At 60.0% G+C, this 21,836-nt stretch carries 22 protein-coding genes; 4 read left to right on the top strand and 18 right to left on the bottom strand.

What is annotated here, in order from left to right; genetic code table 11:
• Positions 1-147 precede the first annotated feature (147 nt).
• Entirely contained in the window at positions 148-1,998 is a 1,851-nt protein-coding gene (lepA, locus tag ACP8J1_RS09105; RefSeq protein WP_023020960.1) for a translation elongation factor 4, read from the bottom strand.
• Between the two features lie 18 nt (positions 1,999-2,016).
• Here lepA and ACP8J1_RS09110 point away from each other — a divergent pair, with 18 nt between their 5' ends.
• On the top strand, positions 2,017-2,553 hold the full coding sequence (locus ACP8J1_RS09110) for a type II toxin-antitoxin system PemK/MazF family toxin (RefSeq protein WP_023031165.1): 537 nt from the start codon (positions 2,017-2,019) through the stop codon (positions 2,551-2,553).
• A 228-nt stretch (positions 2,554-2,781) separates the two neighbouring features.
• The gene (gene rpsT / locus ACP8J1_RS09115; protein WP_023020958.1) at positions 2,782-3,045 is read left to right on the top strand and encodes a 30S ribosomal protein S20; all 264 of its coding nucleotides are present in this window, start codon (positions 2,782-2,784) and stop codon (positions 3,043-3,045) included.
• Positions 3,046-3,128: 83 nt separating this feature from the next.
• Here the strand turns inward: rpsT and ACP8J1_RS09120 are convergent, their stop codons facing one another.
• Positions 3,129-3,707: a TetR/AcrR family transcriptional regulator gene (locus ACP8J1_RS09120; RefSeq protein ID WP_023020957.1), complete on the bottom strand. Its 579-nt coding sequence runs from the start codon at positions 3,705-3,707 to the stop codon at positions 3,129-3,131.
• A gap of 331 nt (positions 3,708-4,038) precedes the next feature.
• Here ACP8J1_RS09120 and ACP8J1_RS09125 point away from each other — a divergent pair, with 331 nt between their 5' ends.
• Together ACP8J1_RS09125 and ACP8J1_RS09130 are read left to right on the top strand one after the other, a co-directional pair.
• Positions 4,039-4,881 carry a DNA adenine methylase gene (locus ACP8J1_RS09125; RefSeq protein WP_023020956.1) on the top strand — a complete coding sequence of 281 codons (843 nt, stop codon included), beginning with the start codon at positions 4,039-4,041 and terminating at the stop codon, positions 4,879-4,881.
• Entirely contained in the window at positions 4,874-6,226 is a 1,353-nt protein-coding gene (locus tag ACP8J1_RS09130; protein ID WP_023020955.1) for a type II restriction enzyme, read from the top strand. Before ACP8J1_RS09125 ends, ACP8J1_RS09130 begins: the two co-directional genes overlap by 8 nt.
• Here the strand turns inward: ACP8J1_RS09130 and ACP8J1_RS09135 are convergent.
• The 16 genes from ACP8J1_RS09135 to obgE form a co-directional block, all read right to left on the bottom strand.
• Positions 6,223-6,870: a LysE family translocator gene (locus ACP8J1_RS09135; RefSeq protein WP_023020954.1), complete on the bottom strand. Its 648-nt coding sequence runs from the start codon at positions 6,868-6,870 to the stop codon at positions 6,223-6,225. The genes ACP8J1_RS09130 and ACP8J1_RS09135 overlap by 4 nt on opposite strands.
• The gene (locus ACP8J1_RS09140; RefSeq protein ID WP_023020953.1) at positions 6,867-7,256 is read right to left on the bottom strand and encodes an ankyrin repeat domain-containing protein; all 390 of its coding nucleotides are present in this window, start codon (positions 7,254-7,256) and stop codon (positions 6,867-6,869) included. The genes ACP8J1_RS09135 and ACP8J1_RS09140 overlap by 4 nt, the downstream gene beginning before the upstream one ends.
• 10 nt (positions 7,257-7,266) lie before the next feature.
• Positions 7,267-8,244 (bottom strand): DNA polymerase III subunit delta, encoded by a 978-nt coding sequence (gene holA, locus ACP8J1_RS09145; protein WP_486696588.1) that lies wholly within the window; start codon positions 8,242-8,244, stop codon positions 7,267-7,269.
• Position 8,245: 1 nt separating this feature from the next.
• On the bottom strand, positions 8,246-9,658 hold the full coding sequence (locus ACP8J1_RS09150) for a ComEC/Rec2 family competence protein (protein WP_023020951.1): 1,413 nt from the start codon (positions 9,656-9,658) through the stop codon (positions 8,246-8,248).
• A gap of 18 nt (positions 9,659-9,676) precedes the next feature.
• On the bottom strand, positions 9,677-10,387 hold the full coding sequence (locus ACP8J1_RS09155) for a ComEA family DNA-binding protein (RefSeq protein ID WP_023020950.1): 711 nt from the start codon (positions 10,385-10,387) through the stop codon (positions 9,677-9,679).
• A gap of 99 nt (positions 10,388-10,486) precedes the next feature.
• Entirely contained in the window at positions 10,487-11,362 is an 876-nt protein-coding gene (locus ACP8J1_RS09160) for a DegV family protein (RefSeq protein ID WP_023020949.1), read from the bottom strand.
• On the bottom strand, positions 11,362-12,060 hold the full coding sequence (locus ACP8J1_RS09165; protein ID WP_023020948.1) for a histidine phosphatase family protein: 699 nt from the start codon (positions 12,058-12,060) through the stop codon (positions 11,362-11,364). Before ACP8J1_RS09165 ends, ACP8J1_RS09160 begins: the two co-directional genes overlap by 1 nt.
• Positions 12,061-12,066: 6 nt before the next feature.
• On the bottom strand, positions 12,067-12,510 hold the full coding sequence (gene rsfS, locus ACP8J1_RS09170) for a ribosome silencing factor (protein ID WP_179387589.1): 444 nt from the start codon (positions 12,508-12,510) through the stop codon (positions 12,067-12,069).
• Between the two features lie 146 nt (positions 12,511-12,656).
• Entirely contained in the window at positions 12,657-13,274 is a 618-nt protein-coding gene (nadD, locus tag ACP8J1_RS09175) for a nicotinate-nucleotide adenylyltransferase (RefSeq protein WP_023020946.1), read from the bottom strand.
• A 9-nt stretch (positions 13,275-13,283) separates the two neighbouring features.
• Entirely contained in the window at positions 13,284-14,231 is a 948-nt protein-coding gene (locus ACP8J1_RS09180) for a cutinase family protein (protein WP_023020945.1), read from the bottom strand.
• 11 nt (positions 14,232-14,242) lie between these two features.
• On the bottom strand, positions 14,243-15,511 hold the full coding sequence (locus tag ACP8J1_RS09185) for a glutamate-5-semialdehyde dehydrogenase (protein ID WP_023020944.1): 1,269 nt from the start codon (positions 15,509-15,511) through the stop codon (positions 14,243-14,245).
• A 72-nt stretch (positions 15,512-15,583) separates the two neighbouring features.
• Positions 15,584-15,919 carry a hypothetical protein gene (locus ACP8J1_RS09190; protein ID WP_023020943.1) on the bottom strand — a complete coding sequence of 112 codons (336 nt, stop codon included), beginning with the start codon at positions 15,917-15,919 and terminating at the stop codon, positions 15,584-15,586.
• Complete coding sequence (locus tag ACP8J1_RS09195) at positions 15,919-16,824, bottom strand: D-isomer specific 2-hydroxyacid dehydrogenase family protein (RefSeq protein ID WP_023020942.1); 906 nt, start codon at positions 16,822-16,824, stop codon at positions 15,919-15,921. The genes ACP8J1_RS09190 and ACP8J1_RS09195 overlap by 1 nt, the downstream gene beginning before the upstream one ends.
• Positions 16,824-17,753, bottom strand: coding sequence for a D-isomer specific 2-hydroxyacid dehydrogenase family protein (locus ACP8J1_RS09200; protein ID WP_023020941.1), 930 nt, complete (start codon positions 17,751-17,753; stop codon positions 16,824-16,826). The genes ACP8J1_RS09195 and ACP8J1_RS09200 overlap by 1 nt, the downstream gene beginning before the upstream one ends.
• Before the next feature lie 33 nt (positions 17,754-17,786).
• Positions 17,787-19,019, bottom strand: a complete 1,233-nt coding sequence (gene proB / locus ACP8J1_RS09205; protein WP_034660157.1) for a glutamate 5-kinase — start codon at positions 19,017-19,019, stop codon at positions 17,787-17,789.
• Between the two features lie 60 nt (positions 19,020-19,079).
• Positions 19,080-20,612 carry a GTPase ObgE gene (obgE, locus tag ACP8J1_RS09210; protein WP_023020939.1) on the bottom strand — a complete coding sequence of 511 codons (1,533 nt, stop codon included), beginning with the start codon at positions 20,610-20,612 and terminating at the stop codon, positions 19,080-19,082.
• Positions 20,613-21,836: the final 1,224 nt, after the last annotated feature.

Below are 21,836 nucleotides of genomic sequence, written 5' to 3' on the forward strand. Positions count from 1 at the left end.
CTGCAACTAGATTAAAAGGGCGTCCCCGGCCGTGGGGACGCCCTATAGAAGCAGCTCACTTTGAACTTTTGCCGGCCGCACCCCGGGAGCCGTTAACGAAATGTTAAGAATCTATTCGGCTCCACTTTGCCAATAGGGGGTACGGGGTTAATCGTCGGCGTCGGTAGACAGCGCAGCCACGAAAGCCTCTTGCGGCACCGAGACGGAGCCCAGCGTCTTCATGCGCTTCTTACCGGCCTTCTGCTTCTCCAGCAGCTTGCGCTTACGGGAGATATCGCCGCCGTAGCACTTGGCCAGCACGTCCTTGCGCATGGCCCGGATGTTCTCGCGGGCAATGATCTTCGAACCAATGGCCGCTTGCACCGGCACCTCGAACTGCTGGCGCGGGATGAGCTCTTTAAGCTTCTTGGTCATCTTATTGCCGTACCACTGGGCGGAATCGCGGTGGACGATGGCGGAGAAGGCGTCGACCGGGTCGCCGTTGAGCAGGATATCGACCTTGACCAAGTCCGCGAGCTGCTCGCCGGCCTCTTCATAGTTCAACGAGGCGTAGCCCTTGGTGCGGGACTTGAGCATATCGAAGAAGTCGAAGATGATTTCACCAAGCGGCATGGTGTAGCGCAGTTCCACGCGGTCCTCGGAAAGGTAATCCATGCCGCCCATCTGGCCGCGCTTGGACTGGCAGAGCTCCATGGTGGGGCCGACGAATTGCTCGGGCACGATGACGGTCATCTTCACCACCGGCTCGTAGACCTCGTTAAGCTTTCCTTCCGGCCAGTCCGACGGGTTGTGAACCCACTTTTCTTCGCCGTCTTCGGCCACCACGCGGTAGGTCACCGACGGCGCGGTGGAAATTAGGTCGAGACCGAACTCGCGCTCCAAGCGGTCGCGGGTAATTTCCATATGCAATAGGCCCAAGAACCCGCAGCGGAAACCAAAGCCGAGGGCGACGGAGGTTTCGGGCTCGAAGGTCAAGGAGGCGTCGTTAAGCTGCAGCTTTTCCAAAGCATCGCGCAAGTCTGGGAAATCGGCCTGGGAGATGGGGAAAAGGCCGGAATAGACCATTGGGTCCGGGTCCTTATAGCCCTTAAGCGGAGTTTCGGCGCCGCCGTTGGACCAAGTGACGGTATCGCCCACCTTGGTCTCGCGCACGTCCTTTACGCCGGTAATGAGGTAGCCCACCTCGCCGGGGCCCAAGCCTTCACACTTTTGCATCGTGGGGGACACGATGCCGATTTCGAGCAGCTCGTGGTTAGCGTTGGTCGACATCATGGTGACCTTCTGGCGCGGGGTGAGCTTGCCATCGACCATGCGGATATAGGTGACAACGCCGCGGTAGGTGTCATAGACGGAGTCAAAAATCATGGCGCGGGCCGGCGCATCCGCGTCGAACTCGGAGGACGGCGGCGGCACCAACTCGCAGACCTTGTCCAGCAGCTCGACCACACCCTCGCCGGTCTTGCCGGATACGCGCAGGACCTCTTCTGGCTCGCAGCCGATGATATTGGCGATTTCCAGCGCGTACTTTTCCGGGTCGGCGGCCGGCAGGTCGATTTTATTGAGGACCGGGATGATTTCCAGGTCGTTTTCCATCGCCAGGTACAGGTTGGCAAGGGTTTGGGCTTCGATGCCCTGGGCGGCGTCGACAAGCAAGATGGCACCCTCACACGCCTCGAGGGCGCGGGAGACCTCGTAGGTAAAGTCCACGTGGCCGGGGGTATCGATCATCTGGAGGACGATCTGCTCCCCTTCGTCCGGACCGGACTGGGGTACCCAGGGCAGGCGTACGTTCTGCGCCTTAATGGTGATACCGCGTTCGCGTTCGATGTCCATATTATCGAGGAACTGGTCACGCATATCGCGCTCCGCAACCACCTTGGATAGCTGCAGGATGCGGTCCGCCAGCGTCGACTTGCCGTGGTCGATGTGAGCAATAATGCAGAAGTTTCGGATTCGGGCGGGATCCGTAAACGTCGTGGCCGCAAAGTTTTCAGACATACGTCTACAATAGTCGACATGAAAAGCGCCATGCTCACCCGACTGCGCCAAGCGCTGGGAATCAGCGAGCGCGAGCCTATAGACACCGGCCTGACCCGCATTAATTCCCGGTTGGGGCTGGATAGGTCGGACGAGTTCCACGAGCCGCGTAAGGCCGCTGATATCCGAGTCGAGGCCACCGCCTCTCACCCCCGCTCCATATTTTTCTCCCCCGATATGGATGGCCAGGCTGATTCCGGCGAGGTGGTCTGGGTATGGGCCCCGGCCGAAGGCAAGCAGGCCCCGCCGCGTGAGCGCGCCATCCTGGTTGTCGGCCGCACGCGCACCACGGTGATGGGTTTGCTTATCTCCCCCAACCCGAAGCATGCGCTTGACGACGCCTGGCTGGAAATCGGCGCCGGCGAGTGGGACGAATCCGGGTGCGATTGCTGGGTGCGCCTCGACCGCTTGCTGGAGGTTTCCGAAGAGCAGGTGCGCCGACAAGGCACACTTTTTCCCGAACGCCGGTTCGAAAGAATCGCGAATAGGTTACGCGCGCGCTACCACTGGGCCTAACCAGTCGCACAGACGGCGACCATGCTGAGAGTTTTGGCAGGTCGGGTTCGGTACTGCTATTGTATGTTGGTTACTTACTTGCCGGGCGCGTTGGTCGGGGCGGGCAGGACCTTGGGTTCGCTCTTCGAATACCAGCGCCGAGCGTGCCAGCGATTGCTGGCCGCGGGAATAGTCCGAGCAGGTCGGTTTCTATGTCAATCACTTTCGATTACTAAGAGGTATCTTTTCATGGCAAATATCAAGTCCAAGCAGAAGCGCGTTATCACCAACGAGAAGGCACGCCGCCGCAACAAGGGCGTTCGCTCCGCCGTCCGTACCGAGATCCGCAAGTTCCGCGAGGCCGTTGCCACTGGCGACAAGGCTGCAGCTGAGAAGCAGCTGCGCGTGGCATCTCGCGCCCTGGACAAGTCCGTGTCCAAGGGTGTCTTCCACCGCAACACTGCAGCCAACAAGAAGTCCGGCATGGCTTCCGCGTTCAATAAGATGGACTAAGAGCCATTGCACTGACAATCCCCCGGTCGCACTCTACGGAGCGCACCGGGGGATTTTCTTAGCGTAGACCCGAGCAGTGAGGCTTAGGCCAGTTCGTCGTTGAAATAATCTTCGAAGATGGCGCCGGCGTTGCGGAAGGCTTCACTAAGCGACGTTCCTCCACGGGTTTCCACAAAAATCTCGAAGGCGGTCAGAAACTGGGTGTGGATGATGTTGACGGTCGGCGTGAGGCGCGGATCGGAGGATTTCCAACCCTCACGGGCCTGCACGGCTTGGCGGAGGCGCTCAATAGTGCGGCTATTGCGCTGGTAATACAGGGCACGCAGCTTCGTATCCTTAGCTAGTGCCTTGGCCGTCAGCTGGGAAATTTCGGGGAAGAACTCATCACCCACGGCGCGGTCAAATACGGCTTTGGCCACGATTTCAGAATCTTCGCGCAGGCTTCCGGTGGGCAGTCCGGCGGCGAAATTCTGAAATTGGTGCTCTAGTTCCTCCGAAAATTCGGGACCTAAAACTGCCGATTCTTTGTCTTTTATGTAATTAAAAAGGGTACGGCGGGAAACGCCTACCTTTTGGGCGAGTTCCTCCATAGTAAACCCGCCGTATCCGGCTTCGATGACGAGGTTGAGCGCAGCGACTCGGATTTGTGATATACGCGGCATAAATGCCCCTTTCTGTCCCGACGCTCTAAGGGCCTTACTTTCGTTTTCTAAACCCTTAAATCTTTAGGTGAAAATGGTATTTCCCTACAAACTAAGGCGGTTGGGGTGATTTTATTACCTAATATTCGACTATGGAAACAGCCGTGCGCACGGGAAGAATTTACTACCGGCATGGCCGTACGTTTAGGCCCGTCATAGAACTATTTAACAAAGCTGTGATGTTAGACAACCAAAGTACCTGTACGGCCAGCCCTCCGCTCCAGTTATCCGCCCGCACGTTCGAAAGCCCAATGGTGCTCGTGTCGGGTAGGGCCGCTAAGATGAGTCAACGATGAAAAACGTTAAGCCACTGGTGAAATGGGCGGGCGGAAAGCGCCAGCTCTTGCCACATATCCACGCCGCCCTACCGGCGGATGTCCCGCGGCGGTTTTATGAGCCCTTCATCGGTGGCGGCGCGGTGCTTTTCTCGCTCCAACCAGCAAGCGCACGGGTCAATGATCTCAATGCTGAGCTCATCAACCTATATGAGGTGGTACGCGGCGGCGTCGACGAGCTCATTGCAGAACTCGTGAGCTATCCCAATGAGGCGGAGTTCTTCTATGCGCTGCGCGCAGTGGACAGGGATGCGAAGCGGTTTGCCGCCCTCTCCCCCATCGAGCGTGCTGCACGAACGCTGTATCTCAACCGCACCTGCTATAACGGTCTGTATCGCGTGAATACGGCAGGTCAATTTAATGCGCCGTTCGGGCGCTATAAGAATCCCACCATTTGCGATGAAGACACGCTGCGTGCGGTGCACCGCTATTTTGCGGAAAATGAGGTGATCTTTTCCCAAGGCGATTTCGCCGCAGCGGTGGCAGAAGCAGGCGAAGGCGATTTTGTCTATTTCGACCCGCCCTATGACCCAGTCAATGTGACGAGCTCGTTTACCGGCTATCAAAAGGGCGGCTTTGACCGCGCGGAGCAAGAACGGCTCAAAGAGGTCTGCGATGAGTTGGACGAACGCGGGGCAAAGTTTCTGCTGTCGAATTCGGCCACCGAGTTCATCCGAGAGCTCTATGCGGATTATGAGGTAGGCATCGTGGGGGCAACGCGGGCGATCAATTCCGTCGCTTCGAAGCGCGGCAAGGTCGATGAGGTACTGGTGCGCAATTATGAGGTCAGCGGTGACTAGCGGGCCGAAGGCGCACGCGGGGCGGGAGCTGCAGGAGGAGCTGCGGGCACGTTTTGGCGTTCCGGAGTCGGTGAAGCTAGGCGTTAATGACTGGGGTTGGCTGCGCATCTTGGCGGCTGGCTACGGCGAAGAATTGGAACGGCGCGGGTATTTTTTCATCAGCGCGCGGGAAGTAGAGAGGATCTCTGCTCGGCAGCCACGGTTGATGGCCAAGCATGATTTTTCCACCTCGCGGCCTTGGATCTTTCAGCGCCTGCAGCTCGGCATCGTGCCGGTAAGCCGCAGCGAATACTTGGTGGGCCGGTTCAACCTCTACGAGAAGTTTCCGCAGGCACAGCGAGGGGAGGTACGTACGCTGCAGCTGCCAGCGGGTCTAGATACCCTCTCGTTGGAGGGGGTGAGCTCGGAGGCGGTGGCGTTAAATGGGGCGTCGGCAAGCGGGATGCTAGAAGACTTTCTGGCCTGCGGGCCTTTGCAAGCTACGGTGGCAGGCCGCATGTCCACGCGCGAGATGCAGGTGCGGCTACCGGACCTGGGCGTGGAGGTGGCGGTGGACCGCGCACAGATGGAAATCGACGGCGGTTTTGAATCGCTCGAGCATCTAGTGCTGGTGGAGGCGAAAAATCACCTCTCGGATGATTTCAATATCCGGCAGCTATATTTTCCCTACCGGCGCTTCCAACAGCGCCTGGCAAAGGAAGTGGTGCCGGTCTACCTGGTGTATTCCAATGGCATTTTCCATTTATACCGCTATGAATTTAGGGATCCGGCCGATTTTCGCAGCATTGCGCTGGTCGATAGCGCCCGCTACGCACTGTCGGCCTCGCACCTGGATGCGCAGGCGGCGCTGGATATCGTTCGGGCGGTGGAGCCTGAGGCCGAGCCGGAGGTGCCCTTTCCGCAGGCCAATAACTTTGAGCGGGTGGTCAACCTCTTGGAGCTCATGGCGCTGCAGCCGCTGAGTAAGGCAGAGATTACTCAGCGCTATGATTTCGATCCGCGGCAGGCGGACTATTATGCCAACGCCGCGCGCTACCTGGGGTTGGCGGTGCCGGTGGATGAGGCCTGGGAGCCCACCGAGCGCGGGAGGAGAATTATCGAGCAGCCGCAGCGCGATGCCCGAAATGCGGCGCTTATACGGACGTTGGCGGCGCGGCGGGTATTTCGCGAGGTGCTCGAACTCAGCTTGGCGCGGGGCGCGGTCGCCAGCACCGCGGAGATTATTGCGGCGATGGAGGAATTGGGGCTGAGCTTGGCGACGTCCCGGCGGCGCGCCTCCACCGTCGCCCGCTGGACCCAGTGGGTGCTCGACACGGTGGCGGAGGGAATGCCGCGGCTGTTTTAGTGCAGGAGGTTCTGCGCGCCGGAGACAATAAGGACGATGCCGGCGATAATGAAAAACAGGCCCGAGCCGATATCGATCCACGGACCTGCGGCGATGAGTTTGCGGCGCACGGCGTTGGTGGAAATTACCGTGGCAACGACGAGGAAAAAGAGGAAGGCCGAAAGCGATAAGGACAGCGTCAACCCGATGGCCAACCAGATGGGAGGGCTGGCGGGAAGCAGCGGAGCGATCATCGCGGCGAGGAAAAGCACGATTTTCGGGTTGGACATATTCGTGGCTAATCCGACCTTGAAGGCAGAGCGTAGGCGCCCGAGTTGCGCGGCGGCGTCTTCCAGATCCACCGGCGGGTTGGCGCGCTGGGCGATGCCGCTGCGCAAGGCGCGCGAACCCATAAACACCAGGAAGCAGCCGCCAACGGCCTGAACCGCTCCCAAAATTTCCGGAAAAGCCGTCAGCAGCGCTGCGGCGCCGAAAACGGTGGCGGTGCACCAAAAGAGCACGCCGATTTGGATGCCGGCGGCTGCGGCTATGGCGTGGCGCCGCGAGCGGGTGGCGTAGCGGGTCACCAAAATAATGTCGGGTCCGGGCGAAGCAACGCCCACCAGATTCATCAACAAGAGGGTGAAAAAGGACGTCCAGGTCACTCCCCTGCCTCGCTTTCTAGGCGCGGGATGAGGTCCTCGCGGCCAAATATGCGGGCAGACTCCAGCGCGGAGGGATGGCCGGCGGCAGGGTCGGCGTGGGCGGCCAAGAGGGCGTCGATGACCGCATCTTCCTTTTTGAAAATGGCACCGGCCAGGGGTGATTGACCGCGGTCATTGAGCAGATTAACGTCCGCGCCGACGCGAGCAAGTGCGGTAACCAGCTCGGCGTGGCCGTGATAGGCCGCGAGCATGAGGAAGGACTGGCCGTCCTGGTTCACGAGGTCAATATTTACGCCGTGGTCGATATAGGCCAGGAGGTCCAAGCTGCCCTCGCGTGCCATGTCAAAGAGCCGACCGGCGAATTCCTGCACTTGCGTCTCAGACATAGCTTCTAGCTTATCGCGCCAGTTCCGCGACTCGTTTGACGGTCGCCTCTATGGCGAATTCGGGCTCACCGCCTTGGCCTTTGACGGCGGCATCGAGTTCCGAGACGAGGATGACGGCCTTGGTGACATTATCGGCGGACCAGCGGCGAGCCACCGGCTGGGTCATCTTGACCACGTAGGGCGCTAGGCCGGTTTGGCTAGCTAAAGAATACTGGTCCCCGCGGGCGGAATACAGGCGGGCTACGGCTCCGACCTTATTGGCTAGCGCTGCGGCAATCGCCACGGGGCTGGCGCCAAGCTGCAGGGCGCGGCGGCAGGTGGACACGGCGGCTTCGACGCGGCCGGCAACGGCGGCATCGGCAATATCCCAATTGGCAACCTCGGCCACGCCGACGTAGTAGTTCTGCACGGCCTCGCGGGTGACGTTGCCGCCGGTATCGGACACCAACTGGGAGATGGTAGAGGCCAGCTCGCGAAGGTCAGAGCCCACGCCTTCGAGCACGGCATGGATGACGTCCGGGGTCGGGCGCACACCGTGGGAGGAGAATTCGCGGGTGGCCCACTGCCCCAGCTCATTGGGATAGAGCGAGAAGACTTCGTGAACCTCGGCAATCTTGCGCAGCTTGGCCACCAGTTCAGGTTGCTTCTTCTTTTTCTTTAGGGTCTTGGCCGTCACGGAGTAAATGATGACCATGGTCATGCCCGGCGCGGGGTTCGCGCAGGCACGCAGGATGATATCGACTACTTCCTTGCCGGCTCGCTCGCAGTCACTGATGACGATGACGCGGCTATCTCCAAAAAGAGAGGGGCTAGTGGCCTCGAGGATTTCGCCCTCGGAGACTTCGGAAGCTTTAAGCTTGGTCAGCTCGGGGCGAGCACCGGTTGGGCCGCTCTCCTCGGCCGCGGCACGCTGAATCTGCAGGCGGGCGCGTTCGGTGAGGAATTCATCGTCGCCAAGGATGAGATGTACTGGAGGCATGCCCGCCATTCTAACCTGCCGCCACACCGAGCCAGGCGATGCCCGCTAGCGTCAGCGCCAGAGTCAGCCAGGGGCGGTGATAGAGGAGGCCGGCAATGATCCAGGCGTAGGCAAGCAGCGTAAAAAGCGGGCTAGCGGGGATGGTGACCACCGGAAGGTGGGCCACGCCGTGGGCGATGGTATTAATCCACCACGAAAAGGGTTCTATGAGGCGCAGCAAGCCCGCACCTAGCACATCGAGTGGACCGAGCTGGGCGAAGACGGCGGCGATAAGCCCCACGATGGTAATCGGCACGGTGGCGGGCTCAACCAGGATATTGGCCAACACGGAGACCACGGAGACCTCGCCGGACATGAGTGCGACTAGCGGGAGGGTAACGATATCGGCGGCAATGGCCACAGCGACCGCGCGCAGAAAAATGGCGGGCCAGCCGGTTGTGGCCAAGTGTTTATAAATGAGCGGGCTAAGCGCCACGATGCCGAGCGTCGCCGCGCAAGAAAGTGCGAAACCAAAGTGCACGGCGAGGTCGGAATCCACGAAGAGCAGGGCAATGATGCCGAGGCTAAGAGCATGAATCGGCTCCATGCGCGTGGAATTAAGCACGGCCAGCAGCCCCACCAGCCCAGCCACGGCCGCGCGCTGGACGGAGGGCTCAAAACCCACGAGCACAACATAGGTGGCCAAAGCACACAGAGAGGCAGCCACGCGGGCGCGTGGCCCCAGCGCGAAGGCGGCGCAGACCATGGCTGCGGCGGAGCACACGATGGCGACATTTGCACCGGAAACTGCGCTTAAGTGTGAAAGGCCGGTGATGATATACAGGTCGCGCTCTGAAGAGCTTTGCAGGCTAGTATCGCCGAGCACCATGCCAGGAATCAGGCCCTGGCTGGAAGGACCGAGGGTATCTACAACCAGCGCGCGAAATGTGTCGGACACGTGGGCCGCCCAGCCGGCTAGGCCTTCGGGCTCACCGGTTACCTGCACGTCTGTGGCAGTGGCGCTGAGCTTTCCGACGCCCGCCCTATCCGACTCCCTCACCTCCACCCTGGCCGTGAGTTCGGCGCCCGCAGCGGCCGGGACCGGTTCCGAGCTAAAGACCGGCAGTTGAGTCGGGTAGCCCGGCACCTTAAGCCGCAGCAGCCAGCCGCCCGTGCTGGTCTGCGTCGGCGCGGTGGTCAGGCGGCCGGTAACCTCGGTGCCGAGGTCGAACGCAGCGGCACGGGCCTGGCGCACCGCGGCAACCAGCGCCGCGGCTGTCGCGACCATTCCGGAAAATAGCGCTTGGCCCCATTGGCGGGCGATCAGGCAGCACCCGACGACCGCCGCAATGATAAAGACTGCCCAGCCACGGCCGCCTAGCAGCACAGCAATGACAGCCAGCCAAGCGGTGGCCGCGCCGGGGACGAGCCGCAGTTCTCGCATCGCGTGCTCGTACTCAGCTTAGAGCTGGACCTGGTCTTTAAGCTGCGCTAGCTTCGCCGGTCCGATGCCGGTGACCTCGAGTAATTCCTCAATATCTTGGAAGCCGCCATGTTCCTCGCGGTACGCCACGATAGCTTGCGCGGTGACCTCACCAACGCCCTTGAGTTCTGTAAGTTCCTCCGCGGTGGCGTTATTCAGGCTCACGCCGCTGGCACCGCTCCCGCTGTTGCCGCTCTCGCTGATGCCGTTGCCGTCGGCTGGGGCTGGTTCGCCGGGTGCGGGAGGTGGGGCGGCGCCGGAGGGAAGGATGTGGAGCTGCTGGCCGTCGGAAAGCCGCTGGGCATGGTTGAGCGCGATTGTGTCTGCACCGGGAAGGGGTTGAGCGGCGTCGAGGGCATCGGCGACGCGCGCGCCGGGCTCGAGGGTCTGCAAGCCGGGCTCGGCCACCTCGCCAATGACAGAGACGATGATTTCACTGGGCTCTGCACTGGGTGCAGTGCCAGAATCACCGCTTATTGCCGCAGGCTCGGGCATGCCCGAGGATTCATCGGAGCGGGCGTTGATGCCAAGCCACGCCACCACGCCGACGACGAGAATGACCGCCACGGCGCAGGCTTGCCACGGGCTAATGCGCAGACGCGGGCGAGGATAATCGACGGCGAGGAGCTCTTCCTCACCGGTGGGTTGGGTAAATTCGCGGAGTCGTTCGCTAATCTTGGGTGCCGCCATGGCGCTGAGAATAAAGGCGTGGGCGCTAAGGCAGTAGGTACAGCGAAGGCGGGCTGTGGATAACTTGTTGGGGACGTCAACGAACCCGGCGCACTGGGCCTAGTTATCCACAGAACGGCGCGGTGGGAAGGCGCGTGGTCGACCACGCGTGTGAGGATGCGCTGGATCGGCGGGAGGCTCCGAGCTAAACACCGCAGATACGCCGATGGCGGAGGGGCCGACGTGGACGGAGAGGACGTCGTTAAGCGGGGTGCAGATAAAGGACGAGCCCTGCGGCAGGGCCGCTTCAAGCAGCGCCTCCAGCTTGGCGGCCGCGCCTTCGGCGTGGTTGTGCTGGATGGCGACGAAGACCGGCTTCCCGTTGGCGCGGGAGGCAATGAGGTCTACTAGCTTGGTAAAAGCCTTGGTCTGGGTGCGGGTTTTTCCCACCAGCTCCAGCTTGCCGCGGTTAATCGACATGATCGGCTTGGTGGCCAAAAGCGCCGTAGATAACACGGCTGTGGCCGGCGAAAGGCGGCCGGAGCGGCGCAGATCCTCCGTGGAATGCAGGTACACCCAGGTAGCCGCGCGCTTGAGGGTGTCCATGGCCGCAGCGTAGCACTCCTCCAAGCCGGCTCCGCGGGAGGCGACCTTGGCTGCGGACATGGCGGCCGCACCCATCGCCATGCCGGCCGACCCGGAATCAATCACCCGCACCGTGTGCGGGAAAACGCCCGAAGCAGTCACTGCGGCGGAGTAGGTGGAAGAAAGCTCTTTGGATAGGTGTATGGCCACCACGCCATCATCCTGAGAGCGCTCCATTTCGCGGCCATAGGCGGCTGCCAGCTCCAGCGCGCTTAATCCCGAAGTAGATTGCTCCAAGCCATCCTTGCCGTGGCGTTCCATGAGGTGGAGGTCAATGACGGTGATGGATAGCTGCTCCGCCAGCTCCCGGGGCAGGCCCGCAGCGGAATCCGTAATGACGCGAACCGCCACTAGATATCCGCCCCGCCGTCCCCGGTGACCTCGCCGCCCATATTCCAGCCGTCGAAGTACCACTGGGCATTGCCCACATTGTCGGGGGTGAATTCTAGCGAGGACAGCGGCGTTCCCGGGTTAAAGTCCGGGCGAGCAGTCAGCTGTGACCAGTGGGTATTCTTCAACCCCGAAAGGATCCCGTACTGCGCGTGGTCAAGGCCAAGCAGGTGGCAGGTAAGCGCCGAGATGGCTCCGCCATGGGCCACAATGAGGACTGGTCCGGCGTCCCAGCCGGCAAAGTCTTCCATGAGCTCATCGATGACGGGGCGGGCACGCTCGGCCACATCCACGCGAGATTCGCCCTCCGGCGGCGCCCAAGTGGGGTCGTGGCGCCAAATGGCGCGCGCGCCTGGAAACTCGGCGTCTACCTCGGCAGAGGTTCTGCCCTGCCACTGGCCCAAGTGAGTTTCGCGCAGGCGGGCATCCGTGCTGAAGTCCACGCCGAGGGCTTCGGCGACGACGCGGGCGGTTTCCTTCGCACGAATGAGATCGGAGGCAACGATTTTGGACACGCCCTGATCCTGGAGCAGGCGCGCGGCAGCGCGGGCCTGCTCATAGCCCAGCTCAGACAGCTCGGTATCCAAGTGGCCTTGCATGCGGCCGGTGGCGTTATAGGTAGTTTGTCCGTGGCGGATCAGGATCAGGCGGCGACTCATATGGGTTTAAAGCTCCTCGTCCTCACCTGGGACCTTATCGGCCAGTGGGAGCTCGTCGATGGAATCTACCTCACGCGGGTTGACGCCATTGGTCCATTCGCCCGGACGCTCCGGGGCTTCGATGCCCTCAATCTCCAGTGCCGGGCAATCATGGTAAAGGCGGTCCAAGCCGTAGAACTCGCGCTGGTCATTGCGCTGGACATGGACGACGATATTGCCGTAATCCAGCAGCACCCAGCGATTTTCGCGGTTACCTTCACGGCGCTGCGGTTCAAAGCCCTGCTTGGTCATCTCATCTTCGACTTCATCCACAATGGAGCCCACCTGGCGCTCGTTATCTGCAGAAGCCAGCACGAAGACCTCAGTAATTGCGAGGACATCGGAGACATCAATAGCCGCGATATTGGTGGCTAACTTTTCTTGCGCCGCGTGTGCCGCGGTTTCTGCCATGCTGCGGGCGAGATCAGAAGTAGACAATGTGTATAAATTCCCTTTTCGCGTCTGAGTGCATTCGAAATGAACTATCTCTAGTGAGAATCTATTCTTGCACGTTTAGCAGGCCCGTGCCCAAAATCTGGGAAAGGCCGTGAAAGTTTCTACAGGGGCTTGTCCGGGTTGGGACCGTAGAGATTGTTTTTGGTGATGTACTGCACCACTCCATCCGGTACGAGGTACCACACGGGCTGGCCTTGGGCAGAGCGCTCGCGGCACGCGGTGGAGGAAATGGCCATGGCGGGGATATCGATGAGGTCAATATCCTCTTGCGCATCGGCAGGCAGCATATCAGCGCTTAATTCGTATCCTGGGCGGGTAACCCCCACGAAGTGCGCCATCTCCAGCATCTCTTCCCAGTTATGCCAGCTCATAATGGAGGCCAGTGAATCGGCGCCGGTAATGAAATAGAACTCCGCTTCTGGGAAAAGCTTACGCAGATCCCGCAGCGTATCGATGGTATAGGTAGGCCCCTCGCGGTCAATATCTACACGCGAGACGGTAAAGCGCGGATTAGATGCGGTAGCCACCATTGTCATCAAGTAGCGGTGCTCGGCCGCAGTGACCTCGCGGTGAGACTTCTGCCAAGGCTGACCTGTGGGCACAAAAATGACGCTATCGAGGGCAAAGCGATGCGCGGCCTCACTGGCGGCTACCAAGTGACCATTGTGAATGGGGTCAAAGGTGCCACCCATGATGCCGATGCGCTGTGGGCTAGTCATGGGTGGTGATTATAGTCCCCCAGCCGAGGAGGGAGTAAGCAAAGTGGCGAGGGAGTCGGCAAAAGCGGCGTCGCCAAGCGAGGGCTCTACAAAATAAGAAGCATGGCGAGCCGCCTTGGTAGCCAACGCGTCGTGGGCGGAGGCGAGGTTCAGGTCGCAAACGAAGTCTCCGTCCAGGCAATAGTTAAGCCGGCGCGAGTCCGGCAATGCCGCAGGTTGTAAGAGCAAACGCTGCGGTAGCCAGCCCGCCATACCGTGGGGACGGCTGAGGGGATTGCCCAGGTAAACTGCCCCCGCGAGCTTGCCTCGTTGTGCAAGGTAGCGCTCCGCGCTGGTAGCGACAATGGCGCCTTGGGAGTAGCCAGCCGTAATATAGCGCGGCTGGCAGCCTGTTTCGCGCTCATACTTTTCCACCACGCGCGGAGCGTTGGCCATGCCGGTGCGCAAACTATGTACAAAACCAACGGTGACCGAATACGCCAGCTCGTGCAACGGATGCTCCATCACTACCCCACCGAGGCGGCGAATAAGCTGGAGCGGATTCAACTGCTCACCTTCCTGCGCCAGCGGCGGCAGGTTCATTGACGCCGGGTATGCCTGGGGGTCAAGGGCGAGGACATGGACTTTATCCATCGTGCCGGGATGGCGTTTTTCCACTAGATGAAAAAGCGCGGAGAGGTTTGCCCCTTCATAGCCATTCGACGGCGCGGCATGCGGCGAATACTGCTGCGGTCCGAAATACTCGCCGTATTCCTCATTCTGGTCGGAGCCACGAGCAGCCAAAACAACGAACTCGGGACACCCAGCAGGCTGCGGCGATGGGGCGGATTGTGCTGCTGCCTGGGGCACGACCGGGGCAGCATTCGCGGTGGCGGCAGCGGCGGGGGCTATAGAAACGGCAAGCGCCGCCGAGGCGCTTAGGGCGACGGCGGCACGGAAGAAAGCAGATCGAATCATGGCGGGGAGAATTATGGACGGGTCTGACCTGTACCCTGCAGGATCCACTTAGAAGAGGTGAGCTCCGGCAGCGCCATTGGGCCACGGGCGTGCAGCTTCTGGGTGGAAATGCCGATTTCGGCGCCCATGCCGTAGACCTCGCCATCGGTGAAGGCGGTAGAGGCATTGAGCATCACCGCGGCGGCATCCACCTCGTTGCCGAATTTCACTAGGACATCGGCGTCTTGCGCGGCGATGGCCTCGGTGTGGCCAGTGGTGAACTCGGTGATATGCGCGATGGCGCCATCTACGCCGTCGACCACCTTGGCGCAGATATCCATAGATAGTGACTCCTCGCGCCAGTCTTCATCGGTGGCCTGCACGGCATCCTTGACGCCGAAGGCCTCGAGCTCGGCGACGTCGCCGTGGATGGTCACGCCAGCATCCTGCAGCGCGGCGATGATGCGGAGCTTGACGGAGTCATCCAAAGCGGCGTCGATAAGCATGCACTCCGTGGAGTTGCACACGGAGGTGCGGCGGGTCTTGCCGTTGATGACCATGTCGATGGCCTTATCAATGTCTGCAGAGGCATCCACGTAGAAGTGGCAATTGCCGGTGCCGGTCTCAATGGCGGGGACGGTGGCGCCGGTAACGACGGCCTCAATAAGCTTTGCGCCACCACGCGGAATAACCAGGTCCACCAGACCACGGGCGGTAATGAGGTCCTGGACGGAATCGTGCGTCTCGCACGGCAAAAGCTGCACGGCCTCGCGCGGCAGGTCAAACTCAACGAGGGTATCCTGCAAGATTTCTACCAGCTTGGTGTTGGAGTTGCGGGCGGATTTGGAGCCACGCAATAGCGGCACATTGCCGGACTTGATGGCCAAACCGAAGGCGTCCACGGTGACGTTCGGGCGGGCCTCATAGACCATGCCCATGACACCGAGCGGCACGCGCACCTGCTTCATCTGGATTCCGTTATCCATGGTGCGACCCTGCAGGATCTCCCCTACCGGGTCCTGCAGGCCAGCTACCTGGCGCAGGCCGCCGGCAATGCCTTCCACGCGCGCGGAGTCGAGAGACAGGCGGTCAATAAGGGACTCGGACATGCCGCGTTCGCGGCCGGCATCGATATCCTGCTTATTGGCGGCGAGAATGGCTTCGGTGTGGGCAATGAGGTTGTCGGCTGCGCGCTGCAAGATCTCATTCTTGCGCGGCGTGGACAGCTGCGCCACGACGGGCGCGACTTCCTTGGCAGCACGGGCTTTGGACAGAACTTCTTCGCGTTCAGTGTTGCTCATGTCATACCAGCCTAACGAAAGGCCGCGCGCTTTTCAGCCAGTTGGGCGGCAAGCACCCGCACGGTGGTGTCCTTATTGGCCGAGCTCGCGGCTCCGCTTGTCGGATGCCCGGCGGCGGCGCTTCTCGTCCTTCCGCTCGAACATGAGGTATTCCTCTTCGTAATAGCTCAAGTTATAAACGTGGCGGGCTCCGGCCGAGCATATAAAACAGATAATCGGGATAACCCAAAAATAGGACCAGTGGAAGAAGAAATAGCCGAGCACAACGGAAAGGATGGTGGCCGCCCAGGCAGCATAATCGACCGCCTGTACCTTCTTCCGGCGCTCCTTCATATCCGCGACCTCGGCTTCGGTGGGATTAAAAGAGCTCCCTTGATAAGAACCGTCTTGTGAGGCGGCATTGTCCATTAATAACCCGCCTGAATATCGACTTCCGTGGGGATTGCTTCACCTGCGGAGTAGCGCTCCATGACCTGTACTGTATGCGAGCCGATGCGCCGGCGCACCGAATAGGGAGGGTTGGCCAGGTGCGGGGTGATGACCACGTTAGGCATGTCCCACAGTGGGTGCCCATCGGGCAGCGGCTCAGGGTCGGTGACATCCAAGCCAGCGCCGGCGATGTCTCCTGCCCGCAAGGCTTCGACTAGAGCATCGGTGTCCACCAGTGGTCCGCGGCCAACGTTAATAATCACGGCGTGATCGGGCATGGCACGGAAGGCAGCGGCATTAAAAAGCCGGTGGGTCTCGTCCGTTAGCGGCGCAAGCGCCACGAAATAATCGGCGGCTGGCCAGACGCGCTCAATATCGGCGGTGGCGAAGGTTTCATCGGCACCCTCGACTGGGTTGCCGGAGCGATTGACCGCGATTATGCGTGGTCCGAAGCCTTCCAGCATACGAATAAGCCGCTTGCCGATGCCCCCGGCGCCCACCACCGCTACCGTCTTATCTTCAAAAAGGAAGCTGGTATGAGCCTCAACCTCATCGCGGTTAGACCAGCTAGTCCCCACGCGCTTATGCGCATGCAAGTGGGCGAGCAGGAGCGCAATGGTAGATTCCGCCACGGTGGCGTCATACAGGCCGGCGGCATTAGACCAGCGGGCGGTGGTATCACGCATGACGTCGAGCAGGTGATCCACCCCAGCGAAGGGGACCTGCACCAGGCCCACGCTCGGTGGCAGGGGCCGTGGGAAATCATCTGGGCCGCCGTTGAAGATGAGAACCTCGGCATCTTCCAGTGGGGCGCGCTCGTGACCCGCTGCATCGAGTGCCTGCAGGGTTTCCTCCCACGGGGTGGGTAGCATCGCGTACTTCATTAGTAGCCGGCCTCCACATCGACGCGGGTAGGCATCGCCTCTCCCCTCTCCCACGCCGCGGCATTGGCGTTGAAGATAGCGCCCAGGTGGTACTGCGCCACGTGCGCGGAAGCAGCCATGTGCGGCGTCATGGTGCAATTGGGCAGGTCGTATAGCGGATGGCCATCAGGCAGTGGCTCGGGATCCATAACTTCCAGCCCGGCGCCGGCGATCTCACCATCGCGCAGGGCCGCCACTAGATCGTCGGTTACTACGGTGCTGCCACGGCCGACGTTGATAAAGATGGCGGAGGATTTCATCGCGCGGAAAGTGGCGGCATCAATGAGCCCCTCGGTGTCCGAGGTCGCAGGCAGGATACAGAAAATGAAATCGGCCTCGCCCCACACGTGATCGGCCTTATCCATGGGCACGACCTCATCGGCGCCTTCCACCGAGCGGCCGGAGCGATTGACCGCGGTAATGTGCACGCCAAACGGTTTCAGCAGCTTAATAAGCTGCTTGCCGATGCCCCCAGCGCCGAAGATGGCTACCCTCTTCGGCCCTCGCTGGTTATAAAGCCACGCCTGGGACTCGTCCAGCTCCTGTGCTACCGACCACGAAGCGGCCTGGGCGAAAGCTTTGTGGTGGTGCGCCTGTGACAGGGCCAGGCCAAGTGCAGATTCGGCTACCGGCTGGGCAAAAGCGCCGGCGGAGTTGCACCATGGCACGCCGTCTGGGGTGATGACCCCGGCATCAATGAGCTGATTTACGCCGGTAAAACAATGCTGCACCCAACCGATGTTCTCCGGCATCTCGGGGATGCGGCGCGGGTTGGGCGCATTGTTGATGTAGACCTCGGCATCTTCAAGGCTATTTACGCGTTCGTGCCCGGCAGCCTCGATATCTTCTACCATCGGCTGCCAGGCGTCCGGACCCATGAAATATTTCATGCCCCAACCATACGGGGAATCAGGGACTTGGGTTTAAATACGGGAGGCGAAGTTGGAGAGGTAATCGGCGTGAACAACTGAGCGGCGCTGCTCCTCAGGAAGTTCTTCCATCTTCTTTCCCTTAATACCGTGCAGTTCCTCGGAGTCGAAACGGACTTCGCCACGTCCGATGACCTCGCCATTCGGACCGAGGATATCGATGATTTCGCCCTTGGTGAACTCGCCTTGCACATCGGTAATGCCCACGGCCAGCAGTGAATTACCGCCCTCGGTCACGGCTTGTTTAGCGCCTTCATCGAGGCGGACGGCTCCGCCGGTATCTGCGCAGTAAAGTGCCCAGAACTTCCAGGCGGAAAGCTGGCGTTCCTCGCGGGTGTGGAAGACGGTGCCCACAGAGGCGTCGGCAAGTGCGGGGCCAATATTATCCGTGGAGGTCAACAGCACCGGAATGCCGCCGCGGGTTGCCAGGCGGGCTGCAGAGACCTTGGTGGCCATACCACCGGTGCCCACCTTGCCGCCATCGCCAGCTACAACGCCCTTCAAGTCCTTGCCGGTGCGCACTTCATCGATGAACTTAGCGTCCGGCTCGGCCGGGTTCTTGTCATACAGGCCATCTACATCGGAGAAGAGGAAGAGCGCATCAGCACCCACCAGGTTGGCCACCAGCGCGGAGAGGCGATCGTTATCGCCAAAGTGCATCTCCGAGGTAGCCACGGCATCATTCTCGTTGACGATAGGAATGGTACGCAGCTGGCGCAGGCGATCAATGGTGCGCTGCGCGTTGCGGGCGCGATCGCGGTGACCAGTATCTGACGCAGTCAACAAAACCTGGCCGATGGTGCGCTGATAGCGAGCAAAGGACTGGCCCCACACATAGGCCAAGTGCACCTGGCCTACAGAAGCGGAGGCCTGCTTGGTAGCCAGATCGGTGGGACGCTGGTGCAGCCCGAGCGGCCCCATGCCGGCGGCGACCGCACCAGAAGAAACGATAATGACATCGGAGCGGCCCATGCGCGCATGAACGGCATCGACGATGTGATCAATCTTTTCCTGTGAAACACGGAAATTCTCATCCGTGAGAGAAGAGGAACCAATCTTGACCACGACGCGCTTGGCGTGCGCGATCTCGTGGCGAAGTTCAGATTCAAAACCGGACGCTACCGGGTTCTCATCGAGCGGTTCTGGAAAGGGAGTATCGGCGGTAGGCCCGTCAAAAGGCTCTACCGGAAGTGGAAGGATGGGCTCTTTCTGTTGATCAGAAGACATGCCAACCGAGTCTACAAAGCGCCCCCTCTTATACACCCCAAGAAGAGGGGGCCTACCGAGCTAGCCTTGCCACCTATCCCGATTAGCACCCTCGCGAGTGACCTCTTCGTCGGTGCCGTAATCGTATTCATCGATAAGACCACGGCGTGCCTGAGAGGCACGCTTGCGCTCGGCGGCGGAAACGCGGCTAGTGCCCTTCAAACGGGCGTCCTCGCCGCGGCTGGCCATCGTCGGATCACCGCCAGTCATCGGCTCCCACTCGAAGGTAATGCCGCCGATCGTCACCGGACAGCCTTCCACAGCGCCCTGCTCGCGCAGCTCTTCCTCCACGCCGGCCTTGGCCAAGCGGTCCGCCAAGAAGCCCACTGCCTCATCATTTTCAAAATCAGTTTGGGTAATCCAGCGATCAATCTTCTTGCCCTCAACAATGAAGCCACCCTCGACCTCAGGATCGGCCTTCACGGTGAAATCAGCAAATACACCGGTATGCTTCTTATGGCCCTGGGCCTTGGGATGGATAACGGTGTGGTTCTTATCCTTCTTTGGCAATGGCTGGGCCTTGCGATGCTCGGTCACCATATCCATGAGCCGGAACTTCAGCGGATCCAGGCCCTTGCGAGCGACGGCCGAAATAATAAAGACAGGCCAGCCAAACTTCTCTTCCAGATCATCCTTGACAAATTCCGCCAGCTCTTCGGCCTCAGGCACATCTGCTTTATTCAAGATGATGACGCGGGGGCGCTCACGCAGATCCCCTAAACCAGTATCTTCCTGCAAAGCCCCTTGGTATTTTGCCAGCTCACTTTCCATCGCCTCAATATCGGAAACGGGATCACGGCCGGGCTCAATGGTGGCAGTATCGACCACATGGGCAAGCACCGCCGTGCGTTCAATGTGGCGCAAGAAATCCAGGCCTAGGCCTTTGCCATCGGCCGCGCCTGGGATAAGCCCCGGCACGTCCGCGATAGTAAAGGAGCTATCTCCCATATCCACCACGCCCAGGTTCGGCTGCAGCGTAGTAAAGGGGTAATCACCGATCTTGGGCTTCGCGGCCGACAAAACCGAGATAAGCGAGGACTTACCAGCCGATGGAAAGCCCACCAGCCCTACATCCGCCATGGACTTCAGCTCGAGGATAAGATCATGGGCTTGGCCCGGCTCACCCTGGAGAGCAAAACCCGGTGCCTTGCGGTTCTTTGAGGCCAATGCCGCATTGCCTAGTCCGCCGAAGCCGCCTTCTGCGGCCACAAACCGCGTTCCCGGAACGGTAAGGTCCGCCAAGGTTTCGCCCTTTTCAGTGCGGACCACCGTGCCCGCCGGGACCTCCAAAATCAGGTCCTCGCCGCGAGCACCATTGCGCATATCGCCGGCTCCATTGCCGCCGCGTTGCGCCTTAATATGCGGGCGGTAATGGAAATCCATAAGCGTATGGATTTGTTCAGAGACCTCGAGGATGATGTCACCGCCGTGGCCACCATTGCCGCCATCCGGGCCACCCAATGGCTTAAACTTCTCGCGGTGGACAGACACACAGCCGTGTCCACCGTCACCTGCTTGCAGGTGCAGGACAACGCGGTCAATAAAACGTGCCATGGTCAAATCCTCCGTGCATTGAATAGTTGTCCTACTCAGTGTAATGCGTATCTTGGGCTGGACTCCAACCGTTTAACATAATGTGAATATTGAATATTCTTATTAGGAGGACTTGGATTTTGCTAGGTAGACACCTAGTACCCCGCTTGGTGGAGAAGAAATGAACTGTACCACCATGCCTAAATACTCCGAACAACTCAAACGTGGTGCTATGGTCCGCTCAGAGTGCATTGAAGTCGCCTGCTTCCTTCAGCTTCAGCGAGGTTTGTTGAAAACGTTCCCGCCTTTATTTTCAGGCCCACTAACACGGCACCAGCAAACGTTCCGGCACTAGAGCTTTGCGCGATATTGCCTATGGGTGAGGGCCAATTTCGAGCGAATCCGCCAGGTAGAAAATCATAGAGTTGCACGAACAACAAGATATTTTGCAAAAGGCCGCAAATTCTTTTGAGCAAAGAGACATGTGGACAATAGAGAGTGTCTGATGGTTTGTAGGCAGATTCCCAACCTGCATGAAGAGTTAGACCAGAATGACTACTGCGACACGACCAGATCTAAGCTTATAAGACCACGACTCATGCAATTGATAAGAAACTTCTTGCCAACCCAAAAATTGCGAAACACATTGACACCTAAAACAGCAACCACGGCTGCCAATAACCTAGTTCGACGCACGTTACAAACCGCAATGACCAGAGACTAAAACTGCCGCCGAAACCGACAATTACCGCAACGAGCCGTACAAAGACAGCGGACAGTAACTACAGCCCAGCCACATTGATATCCCTATGAGATTACCACTCGTTTAGTGGACCCTATTCGTACGGATTTTGTGCCCGTAGGAGAAAATGATCATTGTGAGCTAACAGCGCAAGAAGTACACGCCGGAATATCGGCGCAAAGCCACGAACCTAGTATTCGAGTAAGAGCGCCCGGTATCTTATGTGGCTAAGGAAATCGGTGTTTCCGCCGAGCTTTAGACCAGCGGGGCATACTCGAGCGTGAACAAACCTCCCGGCTGATGCGCTTGGCCGACAATTCTGGCAAGGCAAAGGACGCTCACCTATAACAACGCGCAAGCCCAACGCGCCAAATTTGCGCCAAACCTAGCCAACCATGAGTTTAAACTCCAATGCCCCTACAAACTGTGGATGACCGACATAACAACCGCGCGCACAAAGAAAGGCTTTGTGTACACCGCGATTGTCACTTATACGTTTACTC

The organism is Corynebacterium sp. LaCa_205, assembly GCF_057458085.1.

What these genes read in the sequence shown, in the direction of transcription:
- lepA (WP_023020960.1), bottom strand. Translation starts at nt 1,998, where the DNA reads ATGTCTGAAAACTTTGCGGCCACGACGTTTACGGATCCCGCCCGAATC.
- ACP8J1_RS09110 (WP_023031165.1), top strand. Translation starts at nt 2,017, where the DNA reads ATGAAAAGCGCCATGCTCACCCGACTGCGCCAAGCGCTGGGAATCAGC.
- rpsT (WP_023020958.1), top strand. Translation starts at nt 2,782, where the DNA reads ATGGCAAATATCAAGTCCAAGCAGAAGCGCGTTATCACCAACGAGAAG.
- ACP8J1_RS09120 (WP_023020957.1), bottom strand. Translation starts at nt 3,707, where the DNA reads ATGCCGCGTATATCACAAATCCGAGTCGCTGCGCTCAACCTCGTCATC.
- ACP8J1_RS09125 (WP_023020956.1), top strand. Translation starts at nt 4,039, where the DNA reads ATGAAAAACGTTAAGCCACTGGTGAAATGGGCGGGCGGAAAGCGCCAG.
- ACP8J1_RS09140 (WP_023020953.1), bottom strand. Translation starts at nt 7,256, where the DNA reads ATGTCTGAGACGCAAGTGCAGGAATTCGCCGGTCGGCTCTTTGACATG.
- holA (WP_486696588.1), bottom strand. Translation starts at nt 8,244, where the DNA reads ATGGCGGGCATGCCTCCAGTACATCTCATCCTTGGCGACGATGAATTC.
- ACP8J1_RS09150 (WP_023020951.1), bottom strand. Translation starts at nt 9,658, where the DNA reads ATGCGAGAACTGCGGCTCGTCCCCGGCGCGGCCACCGCTTGGCTGGCT.
- ACP8J1_RS09155 (WP_023020950.1), bottom strand. Translation starts at nt 10,387, where the DNA reads ATGGCGGCACCCAAGATTAGCGAACGACTCCGCGAATTTACCCAACCC.
- ACP8J1_RS09165 (WP_023020948.1), bottom strand. Translation starts at nt 12,060, where the DNA reads ATGAGTCGCCGCCTGATCCTGATCCGCCACGGACAAACTACCTATAAC.
- rsfS (WP_179387589.1), bottom strand. Translation starts at nt 12,510, where the DNA reads ATGGCAGAAACCGCGGCACACGCGGCGCAAGAAAAGTTAGCCACCAAT.
- nadD (WP_023020946.1), bottom strand. Translation starts at nt 13,274, where the DNA reads ATGACTAGCCCACAGCGCATCGGCATCATGGGTGGCACCTTTGACCCC.
- ACP8J1_RS09180 (WP_023020945.1), bottom strand. Translation starts at nt 14,231, where the DNA reads ATGATTCGATCTGCTTTCTTCCGTGCCGCCGTCGCCCTAAGCGCCTCG.
- ACP8J1_RS09185 (WP_023020944.1), bottom strand. Translation starts at nt 15,511, where the DNA reads ATGAGCAACACTGAACGCGAAGAAGTTCTGTCCAAAGCCCGTGCTGCC.
- ACP8J1_RS09190 (WP_023020943.1), bottom strand. Translation starts at nt 15,919, where the DNA reads ATGGACAATGCCGCCTCACAAGACGGTTCTTATCAAGGGAGCTCTTTT.
- ACP8J1_RS09195 (WP_023020942.1), bottom strand. Translation starts at nt 16,824, where the DNA reads ATGAAGTACGCGATGCTACCCACCCCGTGGGAGGAAACCCTGCAGGCA.
- ACP8J1_RS09200 (WP_023020941.1), bottom strand. Translation starts at nt 17,753, where the DNA reads ATGAAATATTTCATGGGTCCGGACGCCTGGCAGCCGATGGTAGAAGAT.
- proB (WP_034660157.1), bottom strand. Translation starts at nt 19,019, where the DNA reads ATGTCTTCTGATCAACAGAAAGAGCCCATCCTTCCACTTCCGGTAGAG.
- obgE (WP_023020939.1), bottom strand. Translation starts at nt 20,612, where the DNA reads ATGGCACGTTTTATTGACCGCGTTGTCCTGCACCTGCAAGCAGGTGAC.